General features: G+C 57.3%; 18 protein-coding genes. 17 read left to right on the top strand and 1 reads right to left on the bottom strand.

Annotated features, from left to right (window positions below; all coding sequences use genetic code 11):
• Positions 1-11: 11 nt before the first annotated feature.
• The 16 genes from ACMG4M_RS00740 (at position 12) to ACMG4M_RS00665 (ending at position 16,003) form a co-directional block, all read left to right on the top strand.
• Entirely contained in the window at positions 12-809 is a 798-nt protein-coding gene (locus tag ACMG4M_RS00740; RefSeq protein WP_035245651.1) for a ParA family protein, read from the top strand.
• Between the two features lie 13 nt (positions 810-822).
• On the top strand, positions 823-1,743 hold the full coding sequence (locus ACMG4M_RS00735; RefSeq protein WP_272963003.1) for a ParB/RepB/Spo0J family partition protein: 921 nt from the start codon (positions 823-825) through the stop codon (positions 1,741-1,743).
• A 31-nt stretch (positions 1,744-1,774) separates the two neighbouring features.
• The gene (locus ACMG4M_RS00730; protein ID WP_414430526.1) at positions 1,775-2,878 is read left to right on the top strand and encodes a hypothetical protein; all 1,104 of its coding nucleotides are present in this window, start codon (positions 1,775-1,777) and stop codon (positions 2,876-2,878) included.
• A gap of 253 nt (positions 2,879-3,131) precedes the next feature.
• Positions 3,132-3,560 (top strand): ATP synthase subunit I, encoded by a 429-nt coding sequence (locus tag ACMG4M_RS00725; RefSeq protein ID WP_272980109.1) that lies wholly within the window; start codon positions 3,132-3,134, stop codon positions 3,558-3,560.
• A 35-nt stretch (positions 3,561-3,595) separates the two neighbouring features.
• A complete protein-coding gene (gene atpB / locus ACMG4M_RS00720) occupies positions 3,596-4,504 on the top strand; it encodes a F0F1 ATP synthase subunit A (RefSeq protein WP_272963000.1) in 909 nt (302 codons plus the stop codon).
• A 56-nt stretch (positions 4,505-4,560) separates the two neighbouring features.
• Positions 4,561-4,782 (top strand): F0F1 ATP synthase subunit C, encoded by a 222-nt coding sequence (atpE, locus tag ACMG4M_RS00715; protein WP_007151035.1) that lies wholly within the window; start codon positions 4,561-4,563, stop codon positions 4,780-4,782.
• A 64-nt stretch (positions 4,783-4,846) separates the two neighbouring features.
• Positions 4,847-5,317 (top strand): F0F1 ATP synthase subunit B, encoded by a 471-nt coding sequence (locus ACMG4M_RS00710; protein ID WP_035245638.1) that lies wholly within the window; start codon positions 4,847-4,849, stop codon positions 5,315-5,317.
• A gap of 15 nt (positions 5,318-5,332) precedes the next feature.
• Positions 5,333-5,869, top strand: a complete 537-nt coding sequence (locus ACMG4M_RS00705; protein WP_272962999.1) for a F0F1 ATP synthase subunit delta — start codon at positions 5,333-5,335, stop codon at positions 5,867-5,869.
• 16 nt (positions 5,870-5,885) lie between these two features.
• Positions 5,886-7,430: a F0F1 ATP synthase subunit alpha gene (atpA, locus tag ACMG4M_RS00700; protein ID WP_272963053.1), complete on the top strand. Its 1,545-nt coding sequence runs from the start codon at positions 5,886-5,888 to the stop codon at positions 7,428-7,430.
• Positions 7,431-7,453: 23 nt separating this feature from the next.
• Entirely contained in the window at positions 7,454-8,314 is an 861-nt protein-coding gene (gene atpG, locus ACMG4M_RS00695; RefSeq protein WP_035245635.1) for a F0F1 ATP synthase subunit gamma, read from the top strand.
• A 58-nt stretch (positions 8,315-8,372) separates the two neighbouring features.
• Positions 8,373-9,755 (top strand): F0F1 ATP synthase subunit beta, encoded by a 1,383-nt coding sequence (gene atpD, locus ACMG4M_RS00690; RefSeq protein ID WP_272974851.1) that lies wholly within the window; start codon positions 8,373-8,375, stop codon positions 9,753-9,755.
• A gap of 21 nt (positions 9,756-9,776) precedes the next feature.
• Positions 9,777-10,199 (top strand): F0F1 ATP synthase subunit epsilon, encoded by a 423-nt coding sequence (locus ACMG4M_RS00685; RefSeq protein WP_035245630.1) that lies wholly within the window; start codon positions 9,777-9,779, stop codon positions 10,197-10,199.
• 309 nt (positions 10,200-10,508) lie between these two features.
• On the top strand, positions 10,509-11,876 hold the full coding sequence (gene glmU, locus ACMG4M_RS00680; protein WP_414430525.1) for a bifunctional UDP-N-acetylglucosamine diphosphorylase/glucosamine-1-phosphate N-acetyltransferase GlmU: 1,368 nt from the start codon (positions 10,509-10,511) through the stop codon (positions 11,874-11,876).
• 90 nt (positions 11,877-11,966) lie between these two features.
• On the top strand, positions 11,967-13,796 hold the full coding sequence (glmS, locus tag ACMG4M_RS00675; protein WP_414430524.1) for a glutamine--fructose-6-phosphate transaminase (isomerizing): 1,830 nt from the start codon (positions 11,967-11,969) through the stop codon (positions 13,794-13,796).
• 322 nt (positions 13,797-14,118) lie between these two features.
• On the top strand, positions 14,119-15,375 hold the full coding sequence (locus tag ACMG4M_RS00670; RefSeq protein WP_414430523.1) for an AAA family ATPase: 1,257 nt from the start codon (positions 14,119-14,121) through the stop codon (positions 15,373-15,375).
• Positions 15,376-15,442: 67 nt separating this feature from the next.
• Positions 15,443-16,003, top strand: a complete 561-nt coding sequence (locus ACMG4M_RS00665; protein WP_414430522.1) for an RloB family protein — start codon at positions 15,443-15,445, stop codon at positions 16,001-16,003.
• A 25-nt stretch (positions 16,004-16,028) separates the two neighbouring features.
• Here ACMG4M_RS00665 and ACMG4M_RS00660 read toward each other — a convergent pair whose 3' ends face one another.
• On the bottom strand, positions 16,029-16,322 hold the full coding sequence (locus tag ACMG4M_RS00660) for a hypothetical protein (RefSeq protein WP_414430521.1): 294 nt from the start codon (positions 16,320-16,322) through the stop codon (positions 16,029-16,031).
• 298 nt (positions 16,323-16,620) lie between these two features.
• On the opposite strand from ACMG4M_RS00660, the gene ACMG4M_RS00655 reads away from it, so the two are divergent.
• Positions 16,621-19,896: a carboxyl transferase domain-containing protein gene (locus tag ACMG4M_RS00655; RefSeq protein WP_414430520.1), complete on the top strand. Its 3,276-nt coding sequence runs from the start codon at positions 16,621-16,623 to the stop codon at positions 19,894-19,896.
• The last annotated feature ends 305 nt before the right edge of the window (positions 19,897-20,201 follow it).

The following is a 20,201-nucleotide window of genomic DNA, read 5'->3' as shown; positions in this document are numbered from 1 at the left end:
AGGAGACAGCAGTGACCACCGTATTTGCCGTAGCGAACCAGAAAGGCGGCGTGGGGAAGACCACCAGCAGTGTGAACCTGGCGGCGTCGCTGGCAGCCACCCGCAAGAAAGTGTTGCTGGTGGATATCGACCCCCAGGGCAATGCCACCACCGGCTCCGGGGTAGACAAGTTCGAGACGGATTACACCATCTACGATGTGCTCTGCGATGATGTGCCCATCGAGCAGGCGGTGACCGGTACGCCGGAAGAATCCGGCTTCGCCCTGATCGCCGCCAACGGCGACCTGACCGCCGCCGAAGTCCAGTTGCTGGACCTGAAGTCCAAGGAATTTCGCCTGCGTAATGCGCTGGCGCGGATCCGCGACGACTATGATTACATCCTCATCGATTGCCCGCCGTCCCTGAACATGCTCACCGTGAATGCGTTGACGGCGGCGGATTCGGTGATCGTGCCGATCCAGTGCGAGTACTACGCCCTGGAAGGTCTGACCGCGCTGATGAACACCATCGAAAAGATCCGCTCGGTCCTCAATCCCAAGCTGCACATCGGCGGCCTGCTGCGCACCATGTACGACCCGCGCAACAGCCTGTCCAACGATGTGTCCAACCAGTTGATCAGCCACTTCGGGGACAAGGTGTATCGCACCATCATTCCGCGTAACGTGCGGCTGGCGGAAGCCCCCAGCCACGGCGCGCCGGTGATCACCTACGATCCGAAATCCCGCGGTGCGGTCAGCTATCTGGCATTGGCCGGTGAGATCCTGCGTCGTGAGCAGGCGCTCAAGGCCCAGCCTGCAGCAGCTTCATAAGGAACGAAACATCATGGCGGCAAAGCGTAAACGCGGTCTCAGCAAGGGCCTGGATGCCCTGCTCAGCAGCAGCGAATCCTACCAGCAGCACCAGGACGAAGTGCGGATCCAGCAGCAGGAGGAAGACAGGGTCAGCGGTGTGGAGTATCCACCTCGTGATGGCGAGTTGCGCCACCTGCCGGTGGACTGCATGGAACGCGGTCGTTACCAGCCGCGCCGTGACATGTCCCCGGATGCCCTGGAAGAGCTGGCCGAGTCCATCCGCGCCCAGGGGGTCATGCAGCCCATCGTGGTGCGCCCGCTCGGCGAAAAGCGCTACGAGATCATTGCCGGTGAACGCCGCTGGCGTGCCGCCAAGATGGCCGAGCTGGACACCATTCCGGCGGTAATCCGCGAGGTGCCCGACGAAGCCGCCATCGCCATGGCGCTGATCGAGAACATCCAGCGGGAAAACCTCAATCCCATGGAAGAGGCCATTGCGCTGGGGCGCCTGAAGGAAGAATTCGGGCTGACCCACCAGCAGGTGGCCGACGCAGTGGGCAAATCCCGCGCCATGGTCACCAACCTGCTGCGCCTGATGAGCTTGGAATCCGACGTTAAAAAGCTGCTCGAGCACGGCGACCTGGAAATGGGCCATGCCCGCGCGCTGCTGGCGCTGACCGGCAACAAACAGGTGGAAGCGGCGCGCACCGTGGTGGCCAAAGGGCTGTCCGTGCGCCAGACCGAAGAACTGGTCCGTGATTTCGAAAAAGCCAAACCCGCCAAACCGGCACCACCGAAGGAAGACCCCAACGTGAAGGCGCTGATTGGCGATTTGTCTGATCGTCTGGGGGCACCGGTGCAGATCCAGCAGGGCCAGGGCAACAAGGGCAAGCTGGTGATCAGCTATAACAACCTGGATGAACTGGACGGCATCCTGGCCCATATCAAGTAACACGTCCGACGCAGGATCCATGGAGGGTGTAGTGGGGCGGTTTCTTTACCGGGCCGAGGCCGACGGTAAACCGGTTTCCGGTATTCAGGATGCGGCTAGCGCCGCTGAAGCACTGACCTTGCTCAAGGAGCAGGGTCTGCAGTCCGTGCGTCTGCAGAACGATGCCATGACCGCCGCCATGCCTCTGGATACCGGCGGACTGGCAGATCGGGACTACGCCGAACTACGCCACTATTTCCAGGCCCGCCACGGGCTGCGCCCCTTCCTGTTGATGCTGCTCAAGCAAACCTGGCTGCTCTGGCTGTTGGCCGTGCCCGGGGCGGTGTTCCTGTGGCTGACCGACTATCGACTCTGGGCCGGTCTGTTGTTGCTTCTGCCCCTGACAGCGGCGGCCATCGGCCTGTGGAAATACCGCGACGCCCGGGATTTTGATGCCATGCTGTCCGCCATTGCGCTGGGCCACTGGCAAAAAGCCAGCTCCCTGGCTGACCGCCTGAGTCGCCGTATCCGTGATGAATCCGTGGCCATGGAGCTGTCCGTCCAGAGGGCCTGTCTGCAGGCCCGGAGCGGGGATCTGGATCGCGCCCTGGCGGAACTGACGCAGTGGCAGCCGGTAATGGATATGCTGATGCCGGGCATGTTTTCTGCTCAGCAGGCGCGGGTCTACCTGGCAGCCCGGGACCATGACAGGCTGCTGCGCTGCCATCGCGATGCGGTGGCGGCCTCAGATCAGGACCCCAGCCAGACCCTGGACTATGCGTTGATGGAAGCCCGTTATGGCTCCGCTGCCCGTGCCCATTGTCTGCTGCTGGAGGTGGACCCGACGTTGCTGCCGGAATATGGCGATGGTTTTGTGCCCTGGGTGGAAGGTGTCGTGGCATTGCGCCAGGGCCGGAATGAAGCCGCGATAGTCTGTCTTCGCGACGCCCTCGACCGGCTGCAGTCGCTAGCCAGCAATCCAGCGGTGTGGTGCACGCTGGCCATGGTCGGGGGTGATGCCGCCTGTGCCCTGTTGCGGCTGAGGCACACCGATGAAGCCGCGGCTATGGTGGATGCCGTCTGGCCGGTGTTATCTGTCCATGGCGATAAGGAACAGCTGGCAGCGTTGGCGCCGGTTTTGCCCGCAAGGGCATAGGCGATGGCTCCTGCCGCAGGGTAAACAAAAATATTTTAATGTTTATTTCTTTTTGTGAATTGAATTCACAAAGCGCATGGCCCCGCTCTCATCACTTTTCCATCCCGTGTTTACACTGACATTGACGAACAATCCGCCATGCACGGTTGCCAGTAGCGCGCCAACTACATATACTTCGCCGCGCTAAAGATCAGGGGTGCCATGACCTTGCGCCTGGTGCGGCATCAACTTGCATCGGCCCAGAGGCTTTACGGTGACCAGCAACGAATTTCAGCCCAACAGAACCTTGTTCTGGGGCTTAATGCGCGCCCAGCTCGTAACGCTGGTGCTATTCGCGCTGCTGGTAACCTCCCTGGCCGGTACGCTGGCCGGTCTGGTAGCGGCCTGGGGAGGCACTATCAGCCTGATCGCATACGCCTGGGGCGGCTTTCAGTTATGGCTGCACCCCGGTAACCGCGCACCGAAACGCATGGCGACGGCAGCGATTCGGGCAGAGATGGGCAAGATCGCAATTATGTTGTTGCTGTTCTGGCTCACTTTCTCCAAGGTCCCTGAAGCGCGGGAAATGAAAATCGCAATGGTTCTGCTGCTGGGCTTCATGCTGACCCAGATTGTGGGCTGGGTTCAGGTGGCACGCCTGGACGGGCAAGCAGCGGCAGAACAAGACAGTCAAGACGACTGAGACTGTAGGCATCGGCTCTCTAACAGAGGTTTGACATGGCAGCGAACTCCGCCGGCGAGTATATCAAGCACCATCTGGGTAATCTGACCTATGGCAAACTGCCCGAAGGGTATGTCCGTGAATGCCATGGTCACGCGGAGACGCTGACCGAGACTACCTGGACCTTCGCCTGTAACGGTAACGAAGCCAAAGACATGGGCTTTGCCGCCTTTCACGTGGATTCCCTGGTCTGGTCTGGTGGCCTGGGCATTATCATGTGCCTGCTTTTCTGGCTGGGCGCTCGCAAGGCAACTGCCGGCATTCCTTCCGGTTTCCTTAATTTCGTAGAAATCATTATCGAGTTCATTGATACCCAGGTTCGCGACTCTTTCCATGGCAAGAGCAAGCTGATCGCCCCGCTGTCACTGGTGATCTTCTGCTGGGTCTTCCTGATGAACCTGATGGATCTGGTCCCCGTGGACTTTATCCCGAAGACATTCGAGTGGGTAATGGTGAGCTTCTTCGGCTGGAGCGCTCACGAAGCCTACTTCAAGATTGTTCCGACCACCGATCCGAACATTACTCTTGGCATGTCATTTAGCGTAATGTTCCTGATCATCTTCCTCACCATCAAAACCAAAGGTGTGGGCGGATTTGTCGGAACTCTGGCACTGCATCCTTTTGAATCCGGCAACCCGGTGGTCAAAGCACTTCTGATCCCGGTGAACCTGCTGCTGGAAACCATTGCTCTGCTGGCCAAGCCGGTATCTCTGGGCCTGCGACTGTTCGGTAACATGTACGCGGGTGAGTTTGTGTTTATTCTGCTGGCAGCCATGATGGGCACCTGGCAGTTCATAGGTGCCTGGCCCTGGGCGGTATTCCATATTCTGGTAATCACCCTGCAGGCATTTATCTTCATGGTTCTGACCATCGTGTATCTGAGCATGGCGGTCGAAGAGCACTAAGTTTTTTTAAACCGGTTTTTAATTAAACCAACCAAGCACTTAACGGGAGTGTAAAGATGGAAGGCATTCAATTTCTTGCTGCTGCTATCGTAGCTGGCCTGGCGGCCATCGGCGCAGGTCTGGGCTTCGGCATGATGGGTGGTCGTTTCCTGGAGTCTGTGGCTCGTCAGCCTGAACTGGCTCCGATGCTGCAAACTCGCATGTTCATCATCGCCGGTCTGCTGGATGCTGTGCCGATTATCTGTATCGCCATCGCGTTCCTGCTGATTTTCCAGTAAATCGCGCTTTACTTTTTAAGCCCCGATTTTGGGAAATCTAAGCAACGCGGATTGAGGTGTTGGCATGAATATTAATGCGACACTAATTGGCCAGGCCATTTGGTTTGCCCTGTTTGTGTTCTTCTGCATGAAGTTCGTTTGGCCTCCGATTTCTCGGGCGCTCGAGGAACGTAAGCAGAAGATTGCCGAGGGCCTGAGTGCCGCGGATCGGGCAGAGCGTGATCTGGAACTGGCGCAGGAAAAGGCGACCGCCAATCTCAAAGAAGCGAAAGAGAAGGCGGCCGAAATTATTGATCAGGCCAATCGCCGGGCTAATCAGATTGTGGAAGAGGCTAAAGATGCAGCGCGCACCGAAGGTGAGCGTCTGGTAGCCAAAGCCCATTCTGAGATTGACCAAGAGGTTAATCAGGCTCGTGAGCAACTGCGGAAAGAAGTGGCGGCCCTGGCGCTGAGCGGTGCCGAGAAGGTACTGGCTGGCGAAGTAAACCAGGACGCGCACAAGCAGATGCTTGAGCAGCTGGCGGCTGAACTCTGAGACTACGGGTAACCCATGGCTGAACTGACCACCATCGCACGCCCCTACGCCAAGGCCGCCTTTGTTTTTGCAAAGGAACAAGGCGACCTGGGTAAGTGGGAAAAGATGCTGGGCTTGGCAGCGGCAGTGGCAGGTGATGCCACCATGCGTGCCTACCTTGACCAGCCGGAACTGGATGACGCTGCCAAGGTTTCTGCTTTTGCAGAAGTCTGTGGCGATGAACTCGACGAAAGTGGCTGCAACTTTGTTGCCCAGCTGGCGCAAAACAAGCGCCTGCCGCTTTTGCCGATCATCCTGCAACTGTTCCACGAGCTTCTGGCCCAGGAGCAGCGGTTCACCGATGTGGAGCTTATCTCCGCATTCGATCTGGACGACGCTGCAACCGAGAAGCTGGTAACAGCGCTGAAGAAACGCCTTGGCACGGATGTGAATGTCACCACGTCCGTGGACCAATCCCTGATTGGGGGCGTGCTGGTGCGAGCCGGCGATACCGTAATTGATGGCAGTGTGCGCGGCCGACTGAATCGTCTGGCAGAGCAACTGAACTCTTGAGTTTGAGGGATTAGAGATGCAGCAACTCAACCCGTCCGAAATCAGCGAGATTATCAAATCGCGCATTGCGAAACTTGATACCTCCACCGAAGCACGCAACGAGGGCACGGTCGTATCCGTATCCGATGGTATCGTGCGTATTCATGGTCTGGCCGACGTGATGTTCGGCGAGATGATCGAGTTTGAGGGCGGCATCTTCGGCATGGCCCTTAACCTGGAGCAAGACTCTGTGGGTGCCGTGGTCCTGGGTGATTACCTGGGTCTGGCCGAAGGTCAGAAGGTACGTTGTACCGGCCGCATCCTGGAAGTCCCTACTGGCCCGGAACTGCTGGGTCGTGTTGTGGACTCCCTGGGTAACCCGATCGACGGCAAAGGCCCGATCGATGCCAAGCAGACCGACGCAGTTGAAAAGGTAGCGCCTGGCGTTATCTGGCGTCGTGAGGTTAACGAGCCTGTCCAGACCGGTTACAAGTCCATTGATGCCATGGTGCCGATCGGCCGTGGTCAGCGTGAGCTGATCATTGGTGACCGTCAGATTGGTAAGACCGCGGTAGCGGTTGATGCGATCATCAACCAGAAAGACTCCGGCATTAAGTGTGTCTACGTCGCCATCGGTCAGAAGCAGTCCACCATTGCCAACGTGGTGCGCAAGCTGGAAGAGCACGGCGCGATGGAAAACACCATCATCGTTGCGGCCTCCGCTTCCGATCCCGCTTCCATGCAGTTCCTGGCACCGTTTGCCGGTTGCACCATGGGCGAGTACTTCCGTGATCGCGGCGAAGATGCACTGATCGTTTATGATGATCTGACCAAGCAAGCCTGGGCATATCGTCAGATTTCCCTGCTGCTGCGTCGTCCTCCGGGTCGTGAAGCTTATCCTGGTGACGTGTTCTACCTGCACTCCCGTCTGCTGGAACGCGCCGCCAAGGTAAACGAAGATTACGTTGAGCAGTTCACCAACGGTGAAGTGAAAGGCAAAACCGGTTCTCTGACCGCACTGCCGATCATCGAAACCCAGGGTGGTGACGTTTCCGCTTTCGTACCGACCAACGTAATTTCCATTACCGATGGTCAGATCTTCCTGGAAACCGACCTGTTCAACTCCGGTATTCGTCCGGCGATGAACGCGGGTGTATCCGTATCCCGTGTAGGTGGCTCCGCGCAGACCAAGATCGTTAAGAAGCTCGGCGGCGGTATTCGTCTGGCTCTGGCTCAGTACCGTGAACTGGCGGCATTCGCCCAGTTCGCATCCGACCTGGATGACTCCACCCGCGAACAGCTGGAGCATGGTCAGGCGGTTACCGAGCTGATGAAACAGAAGCAGTACAGCCCCATGAGCGTTGCCGAAATGGGTGTTGTTCTGTACGCAGCGAACGAAGGCTACCTGAAAGGGATGGAAGTCGAGAAAATCGGCGCCTTCGAAGCGGCTCTGCTGGATTACATGAACAGCGAAAAGAAAGCGTTGATGGACAAAATCAACGAGAAGGGTGACTACAACGGCGAGATCGAAGCCGAGATTAAAGAATCTCTCGATCAGTTCAAAGCCACCCAGACCTGGTAATTCGCTGAAAAAGGGTACTTCCTATGGCCAGCGGTAAAGAGATCAAAGGCAAAATTGCCAGCGTCCAGAGCACGAAGAAGATTACCCGTGCAATGGAAATGGTGGCAGCCTCCAAGATGCGTAAAGCGCAGGAGCGTATGGCGGCAAGCAAGCCCTACGCAACTCGTATGCGTCAGGTGGTTGCACATCTGGCCAATGCCGATCTGGAATACCGGCACAGCTACCTGCAAGAGCGGGAAGTGAAGAACGTTGGCTACATCGTAGTGACCTCCGATCGGGGTCTCTGCGGTGGCCTCAACGTAAACCTGCTCAAGAATGTCGTCAAAAGCTCGCGAGAGTGGGAAGAAAAAGGCGCCAAGGCCCAGTACTGCGTAGTGGGCTCCAAGGGTGTTTCTTTCTTCAAGAGTGTTGGCGGCAATGTGGAAGCGACAGTGTCCGGTCTGGGGGATTCCCCGCACCTGAACGACCTGATCGGTTCCATCAAGGCGATGCTGGATGCCTACGATAATGGTGAGATCGACCGCTTGTACATCGTGTACAACGAGTTCGTGAACACCATGACCCAGGCGCCCAAGAACATTCAGATGCTGCCGCTGGAAGCAGCAGATGATGAAGAGTTCAAGCGCCACTGGGACTATATTTACGAGCCGGCTCCGAAAGCACTGCTCGACGAGTTGCTGGTGCGGTTCATCGAGTCCCAGGTGTATCAGGGCGTGGTAGAAAACAATGCCTGTGAGCAGGCAGCGCGAATGGTAGCGATGAAAGCGGCCAGTGATAACGCCGGCGACATCATTCGTGATCTGCAGCTGGTGTACAACAAAGCACGCCAGGCTGCTATTACGCAGGAAATCTCCGAAATCGTTGGTGGTGCTGCTGCGGTCTGATTTGTCAGCAGACTGGTAGAAAGAACGCGGCAAAAACGCAAGTTAAGAGGATGCAAGCATGAGTAGCGGTCGTATTGTTCAGATCATCGGTGCTGTGATCGACGTGGAATTCCCGCGCGACGGCGTACCGAAGGTATATGACGCCCTCACCGTGGACGGTACTGAAACCACGCTGGAAGTTCAGCAACAGCTGGGCGACGGCGTTGTCCGTACCATTGCCATGGGCTCCACCGAAGGTCTGAAGCGTGGTCTTGACGTGGTCGACACCGGTGAGCCGATTCAGGTTCCGGTGGGCACCAAGACCTTGGGCCGTATCATGGACGTGCTGGGTCGACCCATCGACGAAGCCGGCCCGATCGGTGAAGAAGAGCGCATGCCGATTCACCGTGCTGCTCCTACCTATGCGGACCAGGCAGCCACCAACGAACTGCTGGAAACCGGCATCAAGGTAATCGACCTGGTTTGTCCTTTCGCCAAAGGCGGTAAGGTTGGCCTGTTCGGTGGTGCGGGTGTAGGTAAAACCGTAAACATGATGGAGCTGATCCGGAACATCGCGATCGAGCACTCCGGTTTCTCCGTGTTTGCCGGTGTGGGTGAGCGTACTCGTGAGGGTAACGACTTCTACCACGAAATGAAGGACTCCAACGTACTGGATAAAGTATCGCTGGTTTACGGTCAGATGAACGAGCCGCCAGGTAACCGTCTGCGTGTAGCGCTGACCGGTCTGACCATGGCCGAGAAGTTCCGTGACGAAGGCCGTGACGTACTGTTCTTCGTGGATAACATCTACCGTTACACCCTGGCCGGTACCGAAGTATCTGCACTGCTGGGCCGTATGCCTTCAGCGGTAGGTTACCAGCCGACCCTGGCGGAAGAGATGGGCGTTCTGCAGGAACGTATTACTTCCACCAAGACCGGTTCCATTACCTCCGTTCAGGCCGTATACGTACCTGCGGATGACTTGACTGACCCGTCTCCGGCAACCACCTTTGCTCACCTTGATGCGACCGTGGTACTGAGCCGTGACATCGCCTCCAAGGGTATCTACCCGGCGATCGATCCGCTGGATTCCACCTCTCGTCAGCTGGATCCGCTGGTGATTGGTCAGGAACACTACGACGTGGCCCGTGGCGTGCAGTCTGTACTGCAGCGCTTCAAGGAACTGAAGGACATCATTGCGATCCTGGGCATGGACGAACTGTCTGAAGAAGACAAGACCATCGTTGCCCGTGCTCGTAAGATCGAACGTTACCTGTCCCAGCCGTTCTTCGTGGCCGAAGTATTTACTGGCTCTCCGGGCAAGTATGTTTCCCTGAAGGACACCCTCACCGGTTTCCGGGGCATCCTTGACGGTGATTACGATCACATCCCGGAGCAGGATTTCTACATGAAGGGTTCTATCGACGAAGTGGTAGAAGCCTACAACAAACGTAGCAAGTAACCTGCACCGGGAGACAAGCAAATGGCGATGACCGTGCATTGCGACATTGTTAGTGCAGAACGCCAGCTGTTCTCCGGTCTGGTTGAAATCGTGGTGGCCTCCGGTGTGGAAGGCGATCTCGGTATCATGCCGGGCCACGCCCCGCTGCTGACCCGGCTCAAGCCGGGTCCGGTACGGGTGAAGAAGCAGAATGGTGAAGAAGAAGTGTTCTATGTATCCGGCGGCTTCCTGGAAGTGCAGCCGAAGCTGGTAACTGTGCTGGCCGATACCGCAGAACGTGCCGACAACATGGATGAAGCTGCTGCCGAACAGGCAAAACAGCGCGCCAAGGAAGCACTGGAAGGGAAGAACTCCGAAATGGATTATTCCCGTGCCGCCGCTACCCTGGCCGAGTCTGTGGCCCAGTTGCGCGCAATTCAGCAGTTGAAGAAGAAAGGGCGGTAAGCACCTTTTGCAATTCTTCAACACAGAGGGGGGTAGCCAAGTGCTACCCTTTTTTGTTTCTGTCATAGACCTGAGTCCATGACTTGATCGCGGCGCCTGACGTAAGCCTTTGCCGCCACAGAAAATTTTCTTCAGTCGATCGCATTCCCAGATGCGACGCTTCTTCAGAAAATTCCCTGTGACAACAAATTCTTACGCCATGCATCCACGCTGAAACCATGGATTCAGGTCAAGAGACAGAAATGTCACGATGTCATGCTATAAAGCCGCAGGGCAGATCGCGACAAGGGTAAAACATAAGGACAGGGTATGAGTTCAGGGTCTATTGCAGTCGTCATTCTCGCCGCCGGCAAAGGCACCCGCATGAAAAGTGCGTTGCCCAAGGTGCTGCATGAAGTGGCCGGCAAAGCCATGGTCCAGCATGTGGTGGATGCCGCCACCAGCCTGGCCGCCGACAACACCATCATCGTCTACGGCCACGGTGGGGATCAGGTGAAAGAGATCGTCAATGGCGATCACCTGAAGTGGGCCGAGCAGGCCGAGCAGCTGGGCACCGGTCATGCGGTGGCCCAGGCGATGCCCCTGGTCAAGGAAGATATCGTACTGGTGCTGTACGGCGACGTCCCCCTGATCCGCCCGGAAACCCTGCGGGATTTTGTCGCCTCCGTGGATGACAAGACCCTGGCGCTGATGACCCTGACCCTGGACGACCCCAGCGGCTATGGCCGCATCGTCCGCGATGGCCAGAACAATGTGCAGCGCATCGTTGAGCAGAAAGACGCCAGCGAAGCGGAACTGGGTATCCCGGAAATCAACACCGGCATCCTCGCCTGCACCCGTGGCTTCCTGGATGACTGCCTGCCAAAACTGTCCAGTAATAATGCCCAGGGCGAATACTACCTGACCGACGTGATCGCCATGGCGGTGCAGTCCGGCCTGACCGTGGAAACCCTGCAGCCGGAATTCGCCTGGGAAGTGGACGGTATTAACGACCGGGTGCAGCTATCCCGCCTGGAGCGCATCTACCAGCTGGCCCAGGCCGAATCCCTGATGCGCGACGGCGTCACCCTGCGCGATCCGAATCGCCTGGACGTGCGCGGCAGCGTGCAGATCGCCACGGATGTGATCATCGATGTGAACGTGGTGCTGGAAGGCGATGTCACCATCGAGGAAGGTGTGGTCATCGGCCCCAACTGCATTATCCGCGATACCAACATCGGTGCCGGCACTGTCATCGAGGCCAACAGCCTGGTGGATGGCGCCATCGTCGGCGAGCACTGCACCATCGGCCCCTATGCCCGTCTGCGCCCCGGCACGGAATTGGCCGACAAGGCCAGGATCGGCAACTTTGTGGAAACCAAGAAGTCCTATGTGGGCGAGGGTTCCAAGGTGAACCATCTTACCTACATCGGCGACAGCCAGATCGGTAAGGGCGTCAATGTGGGCGCCGGCACCATCACCTGCAATTACGATGGCGCCAACAAATTCCAGACAGTGATGAAAGACGGTGCCTTCATCGGCTCCAATTCGTCACTGGTGGCACCGGTTACCATCGGCGAAAATGCCACCGTCGGCGCCGGCAGCACCATCACCAAGGACGTGGACGACAACGGCCTGGCCGTAGCCCGCGGCCAGCAGCGCAACGTCAGCGACTGGAAACGGCCGCAAAGGAAGTAATCGAATTCGTTGGAGCCATGCGCGCATGGCGAATAGACAGGGCAGTGGACCGGCAAGCACTGCCGGCAAGCAATATTCAAGGAAACCAACATGTGTGGAATCGTCGGGGCCATTGCCCAGCGTAATGTCACCAATATCCTGATCACTGGCCTCAAGCGCCTGGAATACCGGGGCTACGACAGCGCCGGTGTGGCGCTGCTCAATGATTCCGGCATTACCCGGGTGCGCCGCCAGGGCAAGGTAGCTGGCCTGGAAAGCGCCACCGTGGACGAGCAAACCACCGGTTTCACCGGTATTGCGCACACCCGCTGGGCGACCCACGGCAAACCCTCGGAAGCCAACGCCCACCCGCACATGTCAGGCAGCGATCTGGCCCTGGTGCACAACGGCATCATCGAAAACTTCCAGGAACTGAAAGACGAACTGGAAGCCGCCGGTTATGACTTCCAGTCCCAGACCGACACCGAAGTCATCGTGCACCTGCTCCACCAGATACTGGCCACCGGCGTGGATCTGTTTACCGCCGTCCAGCAAGTGGTGAAGAAACTGGATGGCGCCTACGCCCTGGGCGTGATCCACAAGGACGAGCCCCATAAACTGGTCGCCGTGCGCTCCGGCAGCCCGCTGGTGATCGGCCTGGGTATCGACGAAAACTACATCGCCTCCGACCAGCTGGCCCTGCTGCCGGTGACCAACCGTTTCATCTTCCTGGAAGAGGGCGATCAGGCGGAAATCAGCACCGACAACATCCGCATCGTCGATGCACAGGGTAACCTGGCCAACCGCGACACCCACGAATTCGACGGCACCCACGAAGACGCGGAAAAAGGCGAATACCGCCACTACATGCAGAAGGAAATCTTCGAGCAGCCGGCGGCCATCCAGAAAACCCTGGAAGGTCGCATCGACAGCCCGGCGAGCCTGATCGACGCCTTCGGCGAAAAAGCCCCAGCCATCTTCGACCGGGTGAAAACCGTGCAGATCGTCGCCTGCGGCACCAGCTACCACGCCGGCATGGTGGCCCGTTACTGGCTGGAAGACATCGCCGGCATTCCCTGCCAGGTGGAAGTGGCCAGCGAATTCCGCTACCGCAACCATGTGGTACCGGAAGGCACCCTATTCGTCACCATCTCCCAGAGCGGCGAAACCGCCGACACCCTGGCGGCTCTGCGTGACACCCAGTCACCCAACTACGTGGGTCGCCTGGCCATCTGCAACGTGGACAGCTCCTCCCTGGTGCGTGAATCCGAACTGGTGTTCCTCACCAAGGCCGGCCCGGAAATCGGCGTGGCCTCTACCAAGGCCTTCACCACCCAGCTCACCGGCCTGCTCATGCTGGTGCTGGCCCTGGGGCGGCAGAAAGGCCTGGATGATGCCCGCATCGAAGGCATCCTCGACGAATTGCGCCAGCTGCCCAACCTGATCGAACAGACCGTTGCGCTGGACAAGCCCATCGAGAAGCTTTCCGAAGCCTTCGTTGAAAAACACCACACCCTGTTCCTGGGCCGTGGCGTGCAATTCCCGGTGGCCCTGGAAGGTGCCCTCAAGCTCAAGGAAATTTCCTACATCCACGCCGAAGCCTACCCGGCCGGCGAGCTCAAGCACGGCCCCCTGGCCCTGGTAGACAGCGACATGCCGGTGGTCTCCGTGGCCCCCAACGACGAACTGCTGGAAAAGCTCAAATCCAACCTGCAGGAAGTCCGCGCCCGCGGCGGTGAGCTGTACGTATTCGCCGACAAAAATGCCCACGTGAAAGAAGGCGAAGGCATCCACGTGCTGAACATGCCGGCGGTGCCGGAAACCATTGCCCCGATCGTCTATACCGTGCCGTTGCAGTTGCTCAGCTACCATGTGGCGGTGCTGCGGGGGACGGATGTGGATCAGCCTAGGAATCTGGCGAAGTCGGTGACGGTGGAGTAAAAATTGATAATTGAGAATGGATAATTGATAACGAAAGCCCGGCGATGCCGGGCTTTTTTATGGCAGATAACCATAATCTTGCCGTAGGAGCGTCGCTGGCGGCGCTATATCGATGGTGGTTGGCTGGGAAAAGGGCAAGAAGGGGCTGGGCAAGACCCAGTCTTGTGTAGTCTCTGGTGCTTTATTGTGACAGTTCTGGGTATATTTGGGTCAGCTGAGCTTGCGGTAGAATTTAAAAGTACATTTCTGCAGAAAAACTGTAGAAAATATAAGAAATAGTGTATGTTTCGCCATAAATAGATCCCATGTGCAGATTTTTTGTATGTTGATAGAGATTGCGGTTGAAAATTATAGGTCGTTCCGTGACCGGCAAGTGTTCTCTATGGTGGCTGCCGGCCGGCTACGTAAAAGGGATAATGTATTTGCGCCTGATGTTGACGGGGAGAAATTGCCAAACTTACTAAAAGTCGCGGCGATTTACGGACCAAATGCTTCAGGGAAAAGCAATTTTGTTAAAGCGCTAAATTTGGTGACTGTGCTGGCTTCTATGAAGCCTGGAGAGGAATTTCCTTTCAAGAACCCTATAGCGTTTAGGTTTGATAGACACCTGTCGGATAAGCCAAGCAAGTTTGAGATTCACTTCATTGCTAACCGAGTTAGGTATCAATTCAATGTTGCTTTAGATATTAATCGCATCCATGAGGAGAGATTAATAGCCTATCCTAAAGGAAAAGAAAGGCTTCTTTATGAGAGGTCGCTGGATGAAGCAGGTAATGAAAATTATATTTTTGGTGAATCTCTTGAAGGCGGGGAAGAGGTAAATAATGTTTGGAAAAAGCTGACTGGGCCTAGATCTTTGTTTATTTCGCAGGCCGTAGCAAATAGTAGCGATGACTTGCAACAGCTAAAGCATCCCTTCTCTTGGCTATCCTCTGGCTTAGCTATAGTACAATCTCCTTCTTTGATGCAAAATTTTGCTAAAGCTTTGCAAAAAGTTATGGCTTATTCGCCGGAAATAATGCAAGAAGTGGTTGATTTTTTGAAAGAAAATGACATTCCGGTTAGTGGAATACGGTTTGATGAGACTTCTTTTGATGGAGATGAGACAAGCGAGCTGAAAGAGTCAGATCTTTATAATGAGCCGAAAAGAAAAATGATTTTGAGTCATGAGACAAACCTTGGAAAGGCAGATTTTTATTTTTCCGAAGAGTCGGAAGGAACTAGAAATCTTCTTGGCTTCTGGCTCCCGTGGATGTTGAAAAACAAGAATGATTCTACGAGTTGCTTAGTTGTTGATGAGCTAGATAGTAGTTTGCATCCTCACATTGTGTGTAAGCTCGTTGCGTCTCATATTTCAGCTAAAAACAACAGTGCGCAATTGATTTTCACGACACACGATACACATCTTATGGATTCAAAGCTCATGAGGAGAGATCAGTTTTGGATTACTGATCGTGATTCTAATGGAGCAACTGTTCTTTTTTCTGTCCATGATTTTGAAGGAAGAGAGAGCGAGGATATTGAGAAAAGGTACTATGAAGGAAGATACAAAGGGCTTCCTATAGTGAAGGGGGTGTGAAGTTTTGAAGGGTAGGAAAGGGAGTTCTTTTAGTCGAGGGGGAGCGAAGTTCAAGCCGCAGCCGCATGTGCTTATTGTGTGTGAGGATAGTAAATCGAGTAAGAATTACTTGGAGGATTTGTGCGTAGATTTTAGGTCTAATGCTAAAGTTAAAGTTTCTCACTGTGGTAATACTGACCCAGAAGGCATAATTAATTATGCTAGAAAAAATAAAAACAAATATGAAAAAATATTCTGTGTGATTGATAGGGATGAACACCCGAGCTTTGGTAAGGCTTGTTCGGAGGCAAACGGTTTAAGCAATGTTCAAATAGTGGCTTCGTACCCGAGTTTTGAATTTTGGCTGCTTTTACATTTTTTGTTAACTCGGAAGCCATTTGTCCGGTCCGGAAAGAAATCTCCTGGAGATGAGTTGATTCGCGAACTCAAGAAAGACGATGTCATGCCAAACTATGATAAAGGTAGGTCAAGTCTGTATAGGGAATTAAAAGAGCGGCTAAATGATGCAAGGTCTAGATCTTTGAAGATTCTGGAAGCTGCCAGCAGAGAGGGAGAGATGAACCCAAGCACTCAACTCCATGAGTTGGTTGATTATATTGAAGAAATGGAAAGCCCAAAAAAAGCATAACTCGGCCATAACTCGGCCATGGGGGTCAGGTCTTGCCCCGTGCGCTTTTCTCGTGGCGCTGCTGCAAAATGTGAACGGCATAGGCCGATCTTGCCTCGCCATTGAGCGGCCTTCCTTGCTCCTGGCACCACTCTAAGAGCTTCTCAGCGTTGACGGAGACTTTTTGGGCGGCCACGCCATTTTCCTTTAGCGATGCTATCAGCGAATTTGCATTTTTCTTCCAGCTTTCATAGTCATCATCCAGCGTCTCTGCATCTACCGAGAGAGCTTTCATTTTTTCCCACTCTTCTTTTTGATACCAACTAATAGCAACATTCATAATTTACTGAACTTCAGTTACCAGGCTTAAAAATCAAGCATGACATCGTTTGTGACGGAGCGATAACAGGGCACAAGTCTCGTCCTGTGCACCGAACAAGATTTAAACATACCTAACCGCACCGCCGTCCACCCGAATATTCAGGACTATGGGGGTCAGGTCTTGCCCCTTGCCCTTTATCTCGACAAGTCAGCATTAACCCAATGCATAATCCTTCATGCACCCCGATCAATGCCATCGATAACCCCAACTGGCTACACTGTGGTCTTTGCCGTCGAACCAAAGACTGGAGTCCGCCGTGCCCGTCCCGTTTTCTGCCATTCTGATTGCCAACCGTGGCGAGATTGCCATTCGTATTGCCAACGCCTGTGCGGATCTGGGCATTCGGTCCGTGGGGGTGTTTGCGGAGGATGATCAGCACTCCCTGCACACCCGTCAGGTGGATGCGGCGGTGGCGTTGTCGGGGCGGGGGGTGCCGGCTTATCTGGATGGGTCGCAGTTGATTGCGGTTGCCAGGGAGCAGGGTTGTGAGGCGATCCATCCGGGGTATGGCTTTCTGGCCGAGAATGCGGAGTTTGCCGAACAGTGTGACCGGGCCGGGCTGACGTTGATCGGGCCGGGGGCGGAGACTCTGCGGTTGTTTGGCGACAAGGCCTCGGCTCGGGCGTTGGCGGCTCGTTGCCAGGTGCCGCTGGTGCAGGGCACCGAGCAGGCGGTGACGCTGGAGGAAGCCCGGGCCTCTATGGCCTCGCTGGAGGTTGAGGGAAGCGGGGTGATGATCAAGGCCCTGAGCGGCGGGGGCGGGCGCGGTATGCGAGCGGTTACTGACCCGGCAGATCTTGAGGCGGCGTTTCAGCGTTGTCAGTCCGAGGCGAAAGCGGCCTTCGGTAATGAGGCGGTGTATGTAGAGCAGCTGGTGCCCGCCGCCCGCCATATCGAGGTTCAGGTGCTGGGTGATGGCAGCGGGGCGGTGAGCCATCTGTGGGAGCGGGACTGCACCTTGCAGCGTCGTCACCAGAAACTGGTGGAGTTCGCCCCGGCGCCGGGTCTCGATGCTGGCTTGCGTGATCGCATCATCGACAGCGCCCTGACGCTGGCCAAGGCGGTGAACTATCTGGGCATCGGCACCTTCGAGTTTCTGGTGGAGCCGGGGCAGGGCCGTTTCTACTTTATGGAAGCCAACCCCCGGGTGCAGGTGGAGCACACGGTCACCGAGCAGGTCACCGGGGTGGATCTGGTGCAGAGCCAGATTCGGCTGGCGGCGGGGGCCAGTCTGGCTGACCTGAATCTGCTCACCCCACCGGCCTGTAACGGCATGGCGGTACAGCTGCGCCTCAACCTGGAAACCCTCAAGGCCGATGGCAGCACCGCGCCCTCGGCGGGCACCCTCACCGCCTATGAACCCGCCAGCGGGCCGGGGATTCGGGTGGATGGTTACGGCTATGCTGGTTACCCGGTCAGCCCGGCCTACGATTCCCTGCTGGCCAAGCTGATCGTTACCGGCGCGGACTATCCCTCGGTGCTGCAACGGGCCCGCCGGGCCCTAAAACAGACCCGCATTGAGGGTGTGCAAAGCAACCTGCCGCTGCTGCAGGCCTTGCTGGCCAGCGATGCGGTGCAGGCCAATGCGGTGACCACCCGCTATGTGGAAACCCACCTGCCAGAACTGTTGCGGGCCCTGCCCAGTGATGTGGCCCCGGACTTGCCGTCTGCCGATTCATCTCCACAGGCTGACACCCTTGCCACCCCGGCGGGTTGCGAGGCCTTGACCAGCCCCACCACCGGCGTGTTGGTGTCCTTGCTGGTGCAGCAGGGCGACACGGTGCAGGTGGGCCAGGTGGTGGCGGTGTTGGAAGCCATGAAGATGGAATTCGAAGTGCGCGCCGCCATCGCCGGCCGGGTGCATAGCCTGGCCGCCCAGGAAGGCGATGCCCTGAACGACGCCTCGCCGCTGTTGTTTGTGGAACCCGGTGACGTGGAGGGTGACGCCATCGCCACGGAGGAAAGCGTGGACCTGGATCATATCCGCCAGGATCTGGCGGAAGTGCTGGATCGCCACCAGGCCATCAGCGATGCCGGCCGACCCCAGGCGGTGGAAAAACGCCACAGCAAAGGCAAGCGCACCGCCCGGGAAAATCTCGACGATCTGCTCGATGCGGACAGCTTCCAGGAATACGGCGCCATGGCTTTGGCGGCCCAGCGCCGTCGCCGCAGTGCCGCAGAGTTGCAGGCTATGAGCCCGGCGGATGGCCTGATCGGTGGCACCGGCACCGTCAATGCCGAGCAGTTCGGCGACGAGGCCGCCCGGGTGCTGGCCATGAGCTACGACTACACCGTGTTCGCCGGCACCCAGGGGATGATGAACCACAAGAAAACCGACCGCCTGCTGCAGCTGGCCGGGCAATGGAAGATGCCGCTGGCGCTGTTCGCCGAGGGCGGTGGCGGGCGCCCCGGCGATACGGATTTTGTCGGCGTGGCCGGGCTGGATTGTCATACCTTTGCTGCCATGGCGGCGCTGTCCGGCCAGGTGCCATTGGTGGGCATCGGCTCCGGGCGGTGCTTCGCCGGTAACGCGGCCCTGCTAGGTTGTTGCGATGTGATCATCGCCACGAAAGACGCCAGCATCGGCATGGCCGGGCCGGCCATGATCGAAGGGGGCGGCCTGGGCCGGTTCACCCCGGAGCAGGTGGGGCCGGTGAGTGTGCAGGGGCCCAACGGTGTGGCGGATGTGATCGTCGAGGACGAGGCGGAAGCGGTGGCCGTGGCCAAGCAGTACCTGTCCTACTTCCAGGGCCGGGTGAGCGACTGGCAGGCCGCCGACCAGCGTGAGTTGCGACATCGTATCCCGGAAAAACGCACCCGGGTTTACGATATCCGCCAGGTCATCGACACCCTGGCGGACAGCGGTTCGGTGTTGGAACTGCGCAAGGAATTTGCCCCGGGCATGATCACCGCCCTGGTGCGTATCGAAGGTCGCCCCTTTGGGTTGATCGCCAACAATCCCGGCCACCTGGGTGGCGCCATCGATGCGGTGGGCGGCGACAAGGCGGCGCGCTTTATGCAGCTGTGCGAGGCTTTCGGTTTGCCCATGGTGTCACTGTGTGACACTCCCGGTTTCATGGTGGGACCGGAGGCCGAGAAACAGGCCACCGTCCGCCATGTGTCGCGCATGTTTGTCACCGCTGCCAGCCTCACCGTGCCGTTCTTTACGCTGGTGCTGCGCAAGGGCTACGGCCTGGGTGCCCAGGCCATGGCAGCGGGGAGTTTCCATTCGCCGCTGTTCACCGCCGCCTGGCCCAGTGCCGAATTCGGCGCCATGGGGCTGGAAGGCGCGGTGCGCCTAGGCTTCGCCAAGGAACTGGCGGCCCAGCCCAGCCCGGAGAAACAGCAACGGCTGTTCGACAAACTGGTGGCCAAGGCCTACCAGCAGGGCAAAGCGCTAAACATGGCCAGCTTCCTGGAGATCGATGCGGTGATCGATCCCGTGGAAAGTCGCCAGTGGTTGTTGCGCGGGTTGAATGCGTCCGGGCACCGGGGTGGGAGTGGTGGTCGGCCGTTTGTGGATACGTTTTGAAAAGGCCAGGAGCGAGGTACGAGTTTCGAGTTGCGAAAACCTGGATGCGAAGCCGCTGTAGGAGCGGCGCTTGAGCCGCGAACCGCGTGTTAACGCGGAATCGACCGCAGGGCGATCAGGGGGTTAATGCCTCGACAGGTTTCAGAAAGGATGGCCGTCGCCTGGATTTCTGTTGCCTCGCTGGCGCTCGGTTCGCCCCTCAAGCGGAGCTCCTACAGCGGCTTTGTAGATAACACCGAGACACCCTCCGGCTTTCGCTTGCAGGCAAGCTCCTACAGGGGCGCAGGTACCGCCCCTGGCCGGGA

This window comes from Alcanivorax sp. IL3 (assembly GCF_047495465.1).
GTDB lineage: Bacteria > Pseudomonadota > Gammaproteobacteria > Pseudomonadales > Alcanivoracaceae > Alcanivorax > Alcanivorax jadensis.
Note: the sequence above shows the minus strand (reverse complement) of the source record. Positions and strands in the feature narration are given on the sequence as shown.

Excerpts from the sequence above, each read along its gene's own strand:
- ACMG4M_RS00735 (WP_272963003.1), top strand. The coding sequence starts at position 823 with ATGGCGGCAAAGCGTAAACGCGGTCTCAGCAAGGGCCTGGATGCCCTG.
- atpB (WP_272963000.1), top strand. The coding sequence starts at position 3,596 with ATGGCAGCGAACTCCGCCGGCGAGTATATCAAGCACCATCTGGGTAAT.
- atpE (WP_007151035.1), top strand. The coding sequence starts at position 4,561 with ATGGAAGGCATTCAATTTCTTGCTGCTGCTATCGTAGCTGGCCTGGCG.
- ACMG4M_RS00710 (WP_035245638.1), top strand. The coding sequence starts at position 4,847 with ATGAATATTAATGCGACACTAATTGGCCAGGCCATTTGGTTTGCCCTG.
- ACMG4M_RS00705 (WP_272962999.1), top strand. The coding sequence starts at position 5,333 with ATGGCTGAACTGACCACCATCGCACGCCCCTACGCCAAGGCCGCCTTT.
- atpA (WP_272963053.1), top strand. The coding sequence starts at position 5,886 with ATGCAGCAACTCAACCCGTCCGAAATCAGCGAGATTATCAAATCGCGC.
- atpG (WP_035245635.1), top strand. The coding sequence starts at position 7,454 with ATGGCCAGCGGTAAAGAGATCAAAGGCAAAATTGCCAGCGTCCAGAGC.
- atpD (WP_272974851.1), top strand. The coding sequence starts at position 8,373 with ATGAGTAGCGGTCGTATTGTTCAGATCATCGGTGCTGTGATCGACGTG.
- ACMG4M_RS00685 (WP_035245630.1), top strand. The coding sequence starts at position 9,777 with ATGGCGATGACCGTGCATTGCGACATTGTTAGTGCAGAACGCCAGCTG.
- glmU (WP_414430525.1), top strand. The coding sequence starts at position 10,509 with ATGAGTTCAGGGTCTATTGCAGTCGTCATTCTCGCCGCCGGCAAAGGC.
- glmS (WP_414430524.1), top strand. The coding sequence starts at position 11,967 with ATGTGTGGAATCGTCGGGGCCATTGCCCAGCGTAATGTCACCAATATC.
- ACMG4M_RS00670 (WP_414430523.1), top strand. The coding sequence starts at position 14,119 with ATGTTGATAGAGATTGCGGTTGAAAATTATAGGTCGTTCCGTGACCGG.
- ACMG4M_RS00660 (WP_414430521.1), bottom strand. The coding sequence starts at position 16,322 with ATGAATGTTGCTATTAGTTGGTATCAAAAAGAAGAGTGGGAAAAAATG.